The sequence below is a fragment of the Pseudomonas sp. Xaverov 259 genome (assembly GCF_019352915.1).
Classification (GTDB): domain Bacteria; phylum Pseudomonadota; class Gammaproteobacteria; order Pseudomonadales; family Pseudomonadaceae; genus Aquipseudomonas.
In genome coordinates this window covers 78,934-91,322 of sequence record NZ_JAAAFV010000027.1, presented here as the reverse complement: position 1 = coordinate 91,322, position 12,389 = coordinate 78,934, and the positions used below count along the sequence as shown (strand labels likewise).

Sequence of the window (12,389 nt, the reverse complement as noted above, 5' to 3'; positions counted from 1 at the left end):
GCCCTTTCCGCTGGTTCCACCCCTAGGAGCACTCTGTGAAAAAACTGTCCAAAATCCTGCTGTCGGGCCTCACCGCCGCAGCGCTGCTGAGCGTGGCCGGTTGCGCCACCGAGAGCAACCGCGCGATGCCGGTGGAGCAAGTTGCCAGCGCCCACGTCGCTTATTCCGGCGTGCGTGTGCCGATTGCCGTGGGCAAGTTCGATAACCGCTCCAGCTACATGCGCGGCATCTTCTCCGACGGCGTTGACCGCCTCGGCGGCCAGGCCAAGACCATCCTGATCACCCACCTGCAGCAGACCAACCGCTTCAGCGTGCTGGACCGCGACAACATGGGCGAAATCTCCCAGGAAGCCGCGATCAAAGGCACCGTGCAAAAGCTTAAAGGCGCTGACTACGTGGTGACGGGCGACGTGACCGAATTCGGCCGCAAAGAGACCGGCGACCGCCAGTTGTTCGGCATTCTCGGCCGTGGCAAAACCCAAGTGGCTTACGCCAAAGTCGCGCTGAATATCGTCAACATCAGCACCTCCGAAGTGGTGTATTCCACCCAGGGCGCCGGTGAGTACGCGCTCTCCAACCGTGAAGTCATCGGTTTTGGCGGCACTGCCAGCTACGACTCCACCCTCAATGGCAAGGTTCTGGACCTGGCCATGCGCGAAGCGATCAACCGCCTGGTAGACGGCATCAACGCCGGCGCCTGGAACCCGCGTAACTGATAACAAAAACGCCAAGGAGCACTACACGGATGAGCAAGGCAGTTAAGTTGGCGCTGATGCTGACAGCAATCGCGACGGTCGCCGGGTGCCAGACGGCGCCCCAACCCCTGTATCAATGGGAAAGCTACCAGCCGCAGGTTTACGAGTACTTCAAGGGCGAGCCCAAGGAAGCGCAAGTGGAAGCCCTGGAGCGTGATCTGCAAAAGATCAACGCCAGCGGCCGTAAAGCCCCGCCGGGTTACCACGCGCACTTGGGCATGCTGTACCTGAGCATGGGCAAGGATGACCAGATGGTGCAGGAGTTTCGTACCGAGAAGGCGTTGTTCCCTGAATCTGCCGCGTACATGGATTTTCTGCTGAAAAACGCCAAGGCTGGAGTCGCCACTAAATGAACCTGTTAAAACTCACCGGCGCCTTGCTGGCCCTGGCGTTGCTCGGCGGCTGCGCGGCGCCCAAGACCATTGATTACACAGCGTTCAAACAGGCTCGGCCGAAGTCGATTCTGGTACTGCCGCCGATCAATGAGTCACCGGAAGTGCAGGCCTCCTACAGCCTGGTTTCGCAGGTCACCTACCCGTTGGCCGAAGCCGGTTACTACGTGTTGCCGATTGCCCTGGTGGACGAAACTTTCCGCCAGAACGGTCTCACCACCGCCAACGATATCCAGGGCGTGGCGCCGGGCAAGCTGCATGACATTTTTGGTGCGGACGCGGCGCTGTACATCACCATCAGCGATTACGGCACCAAGTACATGCTGATCTCCAGCGACACCTCCGTGACCGCCTCGGCCAAGCTGGTGGACCTGCGCACTGGCACCACGTTGTGGACCGGCTCCGCGCGTGCGTCCAGCGAGGAAGGCAACAACAATGGTGGCGGCCTGGTGGGCATGCTGGTGTCGGCGGCGGTGAAGCAGGTGATCAACAGCTCCACCGATGCGGCGCACCCGATTGCCGGCATTGCCAGTGTCCGCCTGCTGTCGGCGGGGCAGCGCACCGGCATTTTGTATGGCCCGCGTAACCCGAAGTACGGCACCGACTAAGTGCCTGTTCAACCGTGAATAGCCTTTGCTGGCCGCTCGCGTCCGCAAAGGCTTCGCGGGTTTGGTGTCACGCGTTGCCGTCAGTTTACAAGCACATCCGGTGGCCTGATCACTTGCGTACTGGTCACCACGAAGTCGGCTGTGCGGTTGCCAGTCAAGTCGATAGCGATGAAGTAGAGCTGGGTCTGCGGGTTGAAGCCTACGATCGCGTCGCCGATGCGCCCGCTGAACGCTTTGACAGGTTTAAATTGCGTGTTGGACCTTCGCTCCAGCCCGCGCAGGTCAATCTTGTCGGTGCCGCTGGTGAAATCCATGATTACGTCGGGGTTTGCAGGCGTGGAGTCGCTGGCGTGGTTATAGACGAAACTGTCGGCGCCGCCGCCGCCGCTCAACGTGTCTGCGCCGCCCCCACCCTTGAGGCGGTTGTTAGCGTGGTTGCCGATCAACGTATCGTCATGGCTGCCGCCAATGGCATTTTCCACGGTCACGCCCTTGGCGATGGAAACATTGCCTTTCATACCGCCCACATCAGAGAAGGCTTCGGCGTTCAAGTTGATGGTTTGTTTCTGATTGAAACCGGAGCAGTCCAACGTATCGTTGCCGCCGCCATCCCATATGCAAAAAACCGGAGCGTCCCGTGAGGACGTCAGGCTGAAATGATCGCGCTCGGTGTTGGAGTTGAAACCGTAAATGGTATCGCCGCGCCGGGTCTGGTAGTTGGCGCCGTAGGCGGCCTGTATGGCTGCAATGTCATGCATCAGGGGCGCCGCCGAATAGTAGGTCCACTGTGCGTTTTTCGAGAAGTTCTGACCACTTCTGATTTCGGGGTTGTAACTCATCACGCTGTAGGCTTGAGTGTCCTCCAGGTATTCGCGCTTGGCGGGTTGCTCGGTATAGTTGCCGGTATGGTCAAGGCCCAGCGTATGCCCAATTTCGTGGGTCATGACATGTCGGTCGTGACGGTCCGTCTTGGGTTGTGCATGCCCTGAGTCCAGCCATGCCTCGCCGCCTTCTTTGAAGCGCTTGGGAAAGGGCAGGGACGCATAGGATTCCTCGTTGCCCTCGTAGATACCCAGGGTCAGCCGCCCCTCGGTACTCGCGCTTTTATGCGAGAACTTTATACGGGCGACATCGGCCCAGGCTTGCATCGACATCAGCGCACGTTTTTTTTGTTGTCCATTTAACTCACTGGCTCCCTTGGGAACATGACTGACCCTGTGCGGCTCACCCGGCTTAAAGAACTCATAGGCAATATCAATGACGCCGTCGCGGTTGCGGTCTTGCCATTTCAATCCCATTTCCCGACTGGCGCGCAGCAGTTGCCTGGCGGCTTGGTCGGTGGTGTAGGACAGCAATGGTGTGTCGTTTAAGGCGCCAGGTGGTTGCCGGGCCGATTTAAATAATGCAAGCGGCGTATAAGGCTTGTTAATAACAGAGTGCATCTACTTGAATCCTTTTAATAGACGAGCGGAGGAGGGAACGTTAACGTTCATGGGTAACGGGATTGCTCCAGGGGTGATAGGGTAAAGCGTTGGAATTACTACCTGCGTGAAGATGACCCGGCTTGGCTTTAAATATTTGCAGTTAAACCCATAATGTCCTCGGGTTTTATTAGTTGAGTACTTTTGATCAGAAAGTCGGTCTGGCGATTACCCGTCAAGTCCACGCCCACAAAGTATCGACCACTGTGTGAGTTGAACTTAATCACGGTATCGCCAATGCGGCCTGTATAGTTGGCGACAAGCCGCAGCGGTGTGCCGGTATTCTTTACCAGGTCGGTGAGATCGATCTTGTCTTTGCCACTGACAAAGTCCTCGATCAAGTCGGCATTGTGATAGGACGAGTCATTGAGCTTTTCGTAAGTGTGTGTAATTGAGCGATGGGCTTGTTGGGTGGGTGTGACCGCGGATCGAGTAGTTGGGGCGTCAGGCTGTTGATGAGGGGCTGGAGTGTTTGCGGAGGCGACAATATCTTCTGCTTTGACTTGCCCATAGGTGCGGATCAGCAGGTCGGCTTTGCCGTCGCCCGTCAGGTCAATCGCCACGCTGCCCTTGCCGCTGTGTTCATCGTAGGTGAGCACGGTTTCACCGGCCTTGCCTGTCATTTCGTTGACGAAGGCCAGGGCGCTGACATTGGCGTTCTTCATGGCCACGGACACATTGATTTTGTCGGTGCCGCTGACGAAATCCATAATCGTATCGGGGTTTTCGGGCGTGGAGTCAGTGGCACTGTTGTAGTCAAACGTATCCGCGCCGCTGCCGCCGCGCAGCCGGTCAGCACCCGCGCCGCCGGTGAACCGGTTATCGGCATCGTTGCCGATCAGCGCGTCGTCGCCTGAGCCACCGATGGCGTTTTCCATGACGACACCGCGAGCGATGGAAACGTTGCCCCTGAGCCCGCCGACATCGGAGTACGAGCCGGCCTTGAGATTGATCGTCTGATTGGAAACGTAGCCGGAGACATCGAGCGTATCATTGCCGCCCCCATCCCATATACAGAACACCGCATTTTGCCGGCTGGAATTGAGCGTGTAGTGGTCACGCTGGCTGTTGGAATTGAATCCGTAGGTGGTGTCGTCCTGACGGATTTGGCGATTGACGCCATAGAGCGCCTGGATGGTGGAAATATCATCCATCATGGGTGAATCTGGATCGGAACGGCCATGGCTTTTGCCGCTTTTCTCTGCACTGAAATAACTCATGACGCTATGAGCCTTCGAGTCTTGTGCATGGCTCCATTGGCTTTCGCTCAGGCCGCCATCGTAATTACCGCTATGTGCCAGCCCCAGTGCGTGGCCTGTTTCGTGAACAACCATGTCGTCCGTCACATAATTGGGGTTGTAGATCGTGACGCCGGCATCGTCGTGGTTACCTGGTGATTTGCCAGAGCCGGTGGGCACTGCGGAGGATATGTGAAACGACATCCTCCCTTCTGTGCGAGGCCCATTTTCCACGAAGGAAAGGTTGGCCGCGTCGCTCCACGACTGCAGGGCACGGCGTGCTATTTCTTTCTGGTGCTCATTGAACTGCCTGAAACCGGAGTTGAACGAGTAGCCCACAGAGACCTTGCCATCCCCATTAATGTCACGCCAACGAGCGTTCCAGCGAGTGAGGTTATTGACGGCCTGGCGTGCATCGAATGAGCGCTTGTTGAGGTTGGCCACATACGGGTCGTCAGGTCGCAGAGTAGGGTCTTTGCCATCCCAGTTGCGCTTGGTCGGTGTGTCGGAGGTATTGGGAAGGGTTCCGGGGTTTGGGTCCGACGGGGTGTACGTAGTCGGTTGAATAAGCTGGCGCACAAACGGGTGCTGAACGAATGGCTGTATAAATGGACGAAAAATCGAGTGCCGGTATACTTGGGCCAAAGGCCAAAGTAACGGTTGCAAAAAATCCCCCCCGAAGTTCTGGTGTGGAAGTGCTAACGACCTCAAGTCGACTCTCATAAGAATAATCCAGATTTTATTGTGGGATGAGTTCCTTTTTCGTATGGGAAGCGCATGTCCGTGTGCTGACAATACCTTCGCATCCTATAAGTTTATTGGCAATGAGGTGAATATTTGTTGGGTGTTTCTGGGGTGGAGTTTACATGAATTGCAATGCTGGTCATGTTTATTGAGTTCTTGATTTTTGCGAGTGCTACACTGTTTTCCATGCTGATATTTTTCATTTTGAAAGCGCTCTTTTCAATCTTGTTTATTATGTGCTTTTTCGACATACAGAACTGCTTACAGAATCGGCATTGTTGGTGAAGCTATTATTGATGCTTAAGTAAGAAATTTTACTAAAGTAGTTTTATTTTAAGTTTTTCCCACAGGGCGGCAAATTTTCTTGGACTCGACAGCGTTGAATCGCTTACGGCCTTCTACGCCATGAGCTGACATTTGGCGTTCACTGCGCAGTCGGACGAGCGTGCAGTGCAAGCGAATCTTGGTCATTAACCCGAACCCACTGTGGTTCGCGTCTGAACCTGTGAACGGATTATTTACTGTTGAGGTTCGGCACCATGTCACATGTACCTTTAATTACGCGTCCCATCGCCTGTAGTGTCGCCGTCACCGTACTGATGACGCTTGCAGGCTGTGAGTTGTCATCTTCTCCCGAGGCAACCAAGCCGGTCGGGCCCCTATCTGCTCCCCGCCCTGAGGGCGCCTTGGCCAAGCGAGCAGCTACGCCTGTATTGATGGCCGCGCCAATGCCCATGCATGAGGCTGTGGCTTTGGCGTACCGGGCCGAGCCTCAAGAGCGCTATCAGGATCTGCCCGACAACCCGGTCTACAGCGTTGCACAAACCCCGGTCTCGACCTTCAGCGCAGACGTCGACACCGGCAGCTACGCCAACGTGAGACGTTTCCTCAACCAAGGGCGGCTGCCACCTGACGGCGCCGTTAGGCTTGAGGAAATGCTCAATTATTTCCCCTATGACTACGCGCTGCCCACTGATGGCTCGCCCTTTGGCGTGACCACCGAAGTCGCCGCCACGCCGTGGAACCCACACACGCGACTGCTGCGCATCGGCATCAAGGCGTCCGACCGCGCGGTGGCCGACCTGGCGCCGGCCAACCTGGTGTTTCTGGTGGATGTGTCGGGCTCCATGGACCGCCGTGAAGGGTTGCCGCTGGTGAAAAGCACGCTGAAATTGCTGGTGGACCAGCTGCGTGATCAAGACCGTGTGTCGCTGGTGGTCTACGCCGGTGAGTCGCGTGTGGTGCTTGAGCCGACTTCCGGGCGCGACAAAACCAAGATCCGCAACGCCATCGACCAACTCACCGCCGGCGGTTCCACGGCAGGCGCCTCCGGCATCGAGCTGGCTTACCAGATGGCCCGTGCCGGCTTTATAGAGAAGGGCATCAACCGCATCCTGCTGGCCACCGACGGTGACTTCAATGTGGGCGTCAGCGACTTCGACAGCCTCAAGCAGATGGCCGTCGACCAGCGCAAAAGCGGCGTGTCCTTGACCACCCTGGGTTTCGGTGTGGATAACTACAACGAGCACCTGATGGAGCAACTGGCCGACGCCGGCGACGGTAACTACGCTTACATCGACAACCTGCGCGAAGCCCGCAAGGTGCTGGTGGATCAGCTCAGCTCGACCCTGGCGGTGGTGGCGCGGGATGTGAAGTTGCAGGTGGAATTCAACCCCGCTCAGGTCAGCGAGTACCGTTTGCTGGGTTATGAAAACCGCGCCCTGAAACGCGAGGACTTTAACAACGACAAGGTCGACGCCGGTGAAATTGGCGCCGGGCACACCGTGACCGCGCTGTACGAAATTGTGCCCAAAGGTGAAAAGGGCTGGTTGGAGCCGTTGCGTTACGCTGCCGCGCCTGGGGCTGAAAACACCTCCGCTGAGCTGGCCATGCTGCGCGTGCGCTACAAACCAGCGGTGGGCGGTGCCAGCCAATTGGTTGAACGGCCCATCCGCAACGAAACCACCCCGGCCAGCGCCGACCTGCGCTTCGCGGCAGCGGTGGCCGCCTTCGCCCAACAGCTCAAGGTTGATGGCCGCTACACTGGCAGCATGAGCTTGAAGGACACCGCCGCACTGGCCCGCTCGGCACGCGGCGATGACCCGTTCGGGTTGCGCAACGAGTTCGTGCAACTGGTGGAAGTGGCGCAGAGCCTCAAACGTTGACCCCGAACACGCAACCATCAAATGTGGGAGCTGGCTTGCCTGCGATTGCAGCAACTCGGTGTATAGGATGTACCGAGTCGTCTGCATCGCAGGCAAGCCAGCTCCCACAGTCAATGTGCATCGATCCATCGAAAGGAGTTCGCAACCTACATGGCCGTCCCCGATGACTCACCCAGCGACGAATCGCTGCTGGCCCGCTACCGAACCGGCGACGCTGCCGCGTTCGAGGTGTTATACGCGCGGCACCGCCAAGGCCTTTACCGGTTCCTGGTATCACTGAGCAACAAGGCCGAACTGGCCGAAGAGGTGTACCAGGAAACCTGGCTCAGCCTGATCCGCAGCACCACCCAGCCACAGGGCCGGGCGAGTTTTCGTACATGGCTGTTCCAAATTGCCCGCAACCGCCTGATCGACCACTGGCGCAAGCACGGCATCCACAACCCGCTGCACGACAGCTACGACGAACAACTGCACGCCCAGGCCGACGACAGCGCCGGCCCTGAGCAGCAACTGAGCCTGAGCCGTGACCAGGCGCGCCTCGACGCCGCTTTGCAAGACCTGCCCGAAGACCAGCGCGAAGTCTTCCTGCTACGCCTGCACGGCGACCTCGAAGTGCCGCAAATCGCCGCCCTCACCGGCGCCCCGCTGGAAACCGTCAAAAGCCGCCTGCGTTACGCCCAGCAGAAACTGCGCCGCCTGCTGGCCGAGGAGATACTCGTATGACCCACTCCCCACACACACCTGACGACGAGCTGATCCAGCATTTGCGTCAACACAGCACCGGCGAGCCGCCTGCGTCCCTCGACGCCTTCCTCCTCGCCACCGCCCGCCGCGAAGCCCCCAAGCTGCAACCCAGCCTGTGGCGACGCTGGCTGCAAGCCTGCCGCCAACCACGCTGGCAAATGGCATTCGCCACCGTCGCCGGTGTGGCACTGATGATCGGCGTGGTGATGCGCGTGCCCGTGACCCAGCCGGAGATATCCCCCGCGACATTTTCCGCGGCGCCAGCCCCACAGATGTATGCCGCACCTGCGCCCGCACCCATGGCGCGGATGGCAGCAGCGCCGAAAGTTGAGCATGCGCTGGTTCAGGCTGAAGCCATCGGTGCGTTTGCCGATCAGCCGGCAGAAAAACTCAGTAAGCGCGTACCGCTGGCCTTGCCTTCGTTGGAGGAAGGGCTGCAGGAGATTGTGAACCTGCGCATGGCGGGGCAAGCCAAAGCGGCGGATGAAAAGCTGTTGGCGCTGCATGAGCGCTTTCCCGAGGAAGACTTGCCGGCGCGGTTGGAGGCGTTGCAGAAGCGATAAATGCCTTCAAAGAAAGCCCGACACCGACTACTCGGTGGTGGGCTTTTTAATCGAGTCTTGAAAACAACTTGGCCAAATGTGGGAGCGGGCTTGCTCGCGAAAGCGGTGTATCAGTCACACCTGTATTGGCTGACACTCCGCTTTCGCGAGCAAGCCCGCTCCCACATTTTGATCATCGTTCGCCTGGAAAGGCGCTGCGGGGGAAATGGGCACAGATTTATTTACACCCCAAGTCAACTATTCGGATAGTGCGGATGCTTGAAGCCCAGGACATACAAAAAACGCCCACAAAAAAGCCCCAGGTCTTCCGACCTGGGGCTTTTTCATCTGTATGTGGTGCACCCGGCGGGATTCGAACCCACGACCCCTGCCTTCGGAGGGCAGTACTCTATCCAGCTGAGCTACGGATGCTTGTGCGGGCGACATCATACCCATGTCGACCTTGGGCGTCCATGCTGGTCTTTGGCCGTTTATGGGTAGGAATTTGCTGCCAAGCGGCTCTACGCCGGGTGCCAGCGATCGAAAGGTTGGAACCCGGCCGAAACACGCTGATCAGAAAGATTCGGCAAATGCGCCGTTTTCGTTCTTTTTTTCGAACAGACTATTGCCCTGTACCCCCATTGATCCTAGGATTCGTTTGAGATTTCAAACGCTCTGTCTCCCGTGCGCTATTTCACTTATCTCGCGTGCTGGGGCTGATTTCCCTGACGGCAGCCCATAAGGCGCCTTTCAACAACTCTAATTCGCTCCGCGTGCGCGCGGTGCTGTTAAGGAAAGCCGACATGCAGCTCAAAGATACCCAGTTGTTCCGCCAACAAGCCTTTATCGATGGCGCTTGGGTCGATGCGGACAACGGTCAAACCATCAAGGTCAACAATCCGGCTACGGGCGAAATTCTTGGCACCGTGCCGAAGATGGGCGCGGCTGAAACCCGCCGTGCCATCGAAGCCGCCGACAAGGCGTTGCCGGCCTGGCGTGCACTCACCGCCAAGGACCGCGCCAACAAACTGCGTCGCTGGTTTGAGCTGATCATCGAGAACCAGGACGACCTGGCGCGCCTGATGACCCTGGAGCAGGGCAAGCCGCTGGCCGAAGCCAAAGGCGAAATCGTCTATGCCGCCTCCTTTATCGAGTGGTTCGCCGAAGAGGCCAAGCGCGTCTACGGTGATGTGATTCCTGGCCACCAGCCGGACAAGCGTCTGATCGTGATCAAACAACCGATCGGCGTTACCGCGGCCATCACGCCGTGGAACTTCCCGGCTGCGATGATCACCCGTAAAGCCGGCCCGGCCCTGGCCGCTGGTTGCACCATGGTGCTTAAGCCGGCTTCGCAAACCCCGTACTCGGCGTTCGCCCTGGCTGAACTGGCCCAGCGTGCAGGCATTCCGAAAGGCGTGTTCAGCGTGGTATCCGGCAGCGCCGGTGATATCGGCAGCGAGCTGACCAGCAACCCGATCGTGCGTAAATTGTCCTTCACCGGCTCCACCGAGATCGGTCGCCAGTTAATGGCCGAGTGCGCCAAGGACATCAAGAAAGTCTCCCTGGAGCTGGGCGGCAACGCGCCGTTTATCGTGTTTGACGACGCCGACCTGGATAAGGCCGTCGAAGGCGCGATCATCTCCAAGTACCGCAACAACGGCCAGACTTGCGTGTGTGCCAACCGCCTGTACATTCAGGATTCGGTGTACGACGCGTTCGCCGAAAAACTCAAAGTGGCCGTGGCTAAACTCAAGATCGGCAACGGTCTGGAAGAAGGCACCACCACTGGCCCGCTGATCGACGAAAAAGCCGTGGCCAAGGTGCAGGAGCACATCGCTGATGCCCTGAGCAAAGGCGCCAAGCTGTTGGCCGGCGGCAAGGTGATGGAAGGCAACTTCTTTGAGCCGACCATTCTGGTCAATGTGCCCAAAGATGCTGCTGTCGCCAAGGAAGAAACCTTCGGCCCACTGGCGCCGCTGTTCCGCTTCAAAGACGAAGCCGAAGTGATCGCGATGTCCAACGACACCGAGTTCGGCCTGGCTTCTTACTTCTATGCGCGCGACCTGGGCCGTGTGTTCCGTGTGGCTGAAGCCCTGGAATACGGCATGGTTGGCGTCAACACCGGGTTGATCTCCAACGAAGTGGCGCCGTTCGGCGGCATCAAGGCTTCGGGCCTGGGCCGTGAAGGCTCCAAGTACGGGATCGAGGATTACCTGGAAATCAAATACCTCTGCCTGGGCATCTAAGCTCAGCGAGAGATTGCAGTAAACGCAGAGGGCACGAGAGCGCTGACCCTTTGCGTGTTTCGAGACGTTATTCGTAGTGGCCGGGAAAGCTGTGGCAGTCGATCATCGCATGCTGCCGTAGTTGCCTCCCCTCCACGTATTCCTTGGACCACGCCACCCGATGAGTGGCGAATGAGGACTTTATGAGCAAGACCAACGCATCCCTGATGAAACGCCGCGAAGCCGCTGTACCGCGCGGTGTTGGCCAGATTCACCCGATCTTCGCCGAATCCGCGAAGAACGCCACCGTGACCGACGTTGAAGGTCGCGAGTTCATCGACTTCGCCGGCGGTATCGCCGTGTTGAACACCGGCCACGTGCACCCGAAAATCATCGCGGCCGTGACCGAGCAACTGAACAAGCTGACTCACACCTGCTTCCAGGTGCTGGCCTACGAGCCGTACGTGGAGCTGTGCGAAAAAATCAACGCCAAGGTGCCAGGTGATTTCGCCAAGAAAACCCTGCTGGTCACCACCGGTTCCGAAGCGGTCGAAAACGCCGTGAAAATCGCCCGCGCCGCCACTGGCCGTGCTGGCGTGATCGCGTTCACCGGCGCTTACCACGGCCGCACCATGATGACGTTGGGCCTGACCGGTAAAGTCGTGCCTTACTCGGCCGGCATGGGCCTGATGCCAGGCGGCGTGTTCCGCGCACTGTTCCCGAATGAACTGCACGGCGTGAGCGATGACGATGCCATCGCCAGCATCGAGCGCATCTTCAAGAACGATGCCGAGCCGCGTGATATCGCTGCCATCATCATCGAGCCGGTGCAGGGCGAAGGCGGTTTCTACGTCGCGCCTAAATCCTTCATGAAGCGCCTGCGCGAGCTGTGCGACAAGCACGGCATCCTGCTGATCGCCGACGAAGTGCAAACCGGTGCCGGCCGTACCGGTACGTTCTTCGCCATGGAACAGATGGGCGTTGCCGCCGACCTGACCACCTTTGCCAAATCCATCGCTGGCGGTTTCCCGCTGGCCGGTGTGTGCGGCAAGGCTGAATACATGGACGCCATTGCCCCAGGCGGCCTGGGCGGCACTTACGCCGGTAGCCCGATTGCTTGCGCTGCTGCGCTGGCGGTGATGGAAGTGTTCGAAGAAGAGCACTTGCTGGACCGCTGCAAGGCGGTGGGCGAGCGCTTGGTGACGGGCCTCAAAGCCATTCAAGCCAAGTACCCGGTGATCGGTGAAGTGCGTGCCTTGGGCGCGATGATCGCGGTGGAGCTGTTCGAAGATGGCGACAGCCACAAGCCGAACGCGGCTGCCGTGGCTTCCGTGGTGGCCAAGGCACGTGACAAGGGCCTGATCCTGCTGTCTTGCGGCACCTACGGCAACGTGTTGCGCGTACTGGTGCCGCTGACCTCGCCGGACGAGCAGTTGGACAAAGGTTTGGCGATCATCGAAGAGTGCTTCTCCGAGCTGTAAGCGGATGCTGACTT

10 protein-coding genes and 1 tRNA gene are annotated in these 12,389 nt (G+C 58.6%); 8 read left to right on the top strand and 3 right to left on the bottom strand.

What is annotated here, in order from left to right; translation table 11 throughout:
* Positions 1-35 precede the first annotated feature (35 nt).
* The 3 genes from K0H48_RS09715 to K0H48_RS09705 are packed head-to-tail and all read left to right on the top strand — an operon-like array spanning position 36 to position 1,755.
* Positions 36-716: a CsgG/HfaB family protein gene (locus K0H48_RS09715; RefSeq protein WP_219267302.1), complete on the top strand. Its 681-nt coding sequence runs from the start codon at positions 36-38 to the stop codon at positions 714-716.
* A 29-nt stretch (positions 717-745) separates the two neighbouring features.
* Positions 746-1,108, top strand: coding sequence for a DUF4810 domain-containing protein (locus K0H48_RS09710; protein WP_138817358.1), 363 nt, complete (start codon positions 746-748; stop codon positions 1,106-1,108).
* Positions 1,105-1,755, top strand: a complete 651-nt coding sequence (locus K0H48_RS09705; RefSeq protein WP_017136674.1) for a DUF799 domain-containing protein — start codon at positions 1,105-1,107, stop codon at positions 1,753-1,755. Before K0H48_RS09710 ends, K0H48_RS09705 begins: the two co-directional genes overlap by 4 nt.
* Before the next feature lie 80 nt (positions 1,756-1,835).
* Here the strand turns inward: K0H48_RS09705 and K0H48_RS09700 are convergent, their stop codons facing one another.
* Both K0H48_RS09700 and K0H48_RS09695 read right to left on the bottom strand, forming a co-directional pair.
* Positions 1,836-3,197, bottom strand: a complete 1,362-nt coding sequence (locus tag K0H48_RS09700) for a M10 family metallopeptidase C-terminal domain-containing protein (RefSeq protein WP_219267301.1) — start codon at positions 3,195-3,197, stop codon at positions 1,836-1,838.
* 128 nt (positions 3,198-3,325) lie between these two features.
* Positions 3,326-4,918: a M10 family metallopeptidase C-terminal domain-containing protein gene (locus tag K0H48_RS09695; RefSeq protein WP_368862115.1), complete on the bottom strand. Its 1,593-nt coding sequence runs from the start codon at positions 4,916-4,918 to the stop codon at positions 3,326-3,328.
* Positions 4,919-5,757: 839 nt separating this feature from the next.
* Here K0H48_RS09695 and K0H48_RS09690 point away from each other — a divergent pair.
* The 3 genes from K0H48_RS09690 (at position 5,758) to K0H48_RS09680 (ending at position 8,690) form a co-directional block, all read left to right on the top strand.
* Positions 5,758-7,383, top strand: a complete 1,626-nt coding sequence (locus K0H48_RS09690; protein WP_219267300.1) for a VWA domain-containing protein — start codon at positions 5,758-5,760, stop codon at positions 7,381-7,383.
* 150 nt (positions 7,384-7,533) lie between these two features.
* On the top strand, positions 7,534-8,106 hold the full coding sequence (locus K0H48_RS09685; RefSeq protein WP_017136679.1) for an RNA polymerase sigma factor: 573 nt from the start codon (positions 7,534-7,536) through the stop codon (positions 8,104-8,106).
* Positions 8,103-8,690 (top strand): hypothetical protein, encoded by a 588-nt coding sequence (locus tag K0H48_RS09680; protein ID WP_219267299.1) that lies wholly within the window; start codon positions 8,103-8,105, stop codon positions 8,688-8,690. Before K0H48_RS09685 ends, K0H48_RS09680 begins: the two co-directional genes overlap by 4 nt.
* Before the next feature lie 334 nt (positions 8,691-9,024).
* On the opposite strand, the gene K0H48_RS09675 is transcribed toward K0H48_RS09680, so the two are convergent.
* Positions 9,025-9,101: transfer RNA gene (locus K0H48_RS09675), tRNA-Arg, on the bottom strand.
* Between the two features lie 371 nt (positions 9,102-9,472).
* Between K0H48_RS09675 and gabD the strand changes: the two genes are divergently transcribed.
* Both gabD and gabT read left to right on the top strand, forming a co-directional pair.
* The gene (gabD, locus tag K0H48_RS09670) at positions 9,473-10,915 is read left to right on the top strand and encodes an NADP-dependent succinate-semialdehyde dehydrogenase (RefSeq protein WP_056858131.1); all 1,443 of its coding nucleotides are present in this window, start codon (positions 9,473-9,475) and stop codon (positions 10,913-10,915) included.
* 182 nt (positions 10,916-11,097) lie between these two features.
* Positions 11,098-12,375 (top strand): 4-aminobutyrate--2-oxoglutarate transaminase, encoded by a 1,278-nt coding sequence (gene gabT, locus K0H48_RS09665; protein WP_012721619.1) that lies wholly within the window; start codon positions 11,098-11,100, stop codon positions 12,373-12,375.
* Positions 12,376-12,389: the final 14 nt, after the last annotated feature.

Bases quoted from the DNA above. Each gene is read 5' to 3' on its own strand.
- K0H48_RS09680 (WP_219267299.1), top strand. From the start codon at position 8,103: ATGACCCACTCCCCACACACACCTGACGACGAGCTGATCCAGCATTTG.
- K0H48_RS09685 (WP_017136679.1), top strand. From the start codon at position 7,534: ATGGCCGTCCCCGATGACTCACCCAGCGACGAATCGCTGCTGGCCCGC.
- K0H48_RS09700 (WP_219267301.1), bottom strand. From the start codon at position 3,197: ATGCACTCTGTTATTAACAAGCCTTATACGCCGCTTGCATTATTTAAA.
- gabT (WP_012721619.1), top strand. From the start codon at position 11,098: ATGAGCAAGACCAACGCATCCCTGATGAAACGCCGCGAAGCCGCTGTA.
- K0H48_RS09710 (WP_138817358.1), top strand. From the start codon at position 746: ATGAGCAAGGCAGTTAAGTTGGCGCTGATGCTGACAGCAATCGCGACG.
- gabD (WP_056858131.1), top strand. From the start codon at position 9,473: ATGCAGCTCAAAGATACCCAGTTGTTCCGCCAACAAGCCTTTATCGAT.
- K0H48_RS09705 (WP_017136674.1), top strand. From the start codon at position 1,105: ATGAACCTGTTAAAACTCACCGGCGCCTTGCTGGCCCTGGCGTTGCTC.
- K0H48_RS09690 (WP_219267300.1), top strand. From the start codon at position 5,758: ATGTCACATGTACCTTTAATTACGCGTCCCATCGCCTGTAGTGTCGCC.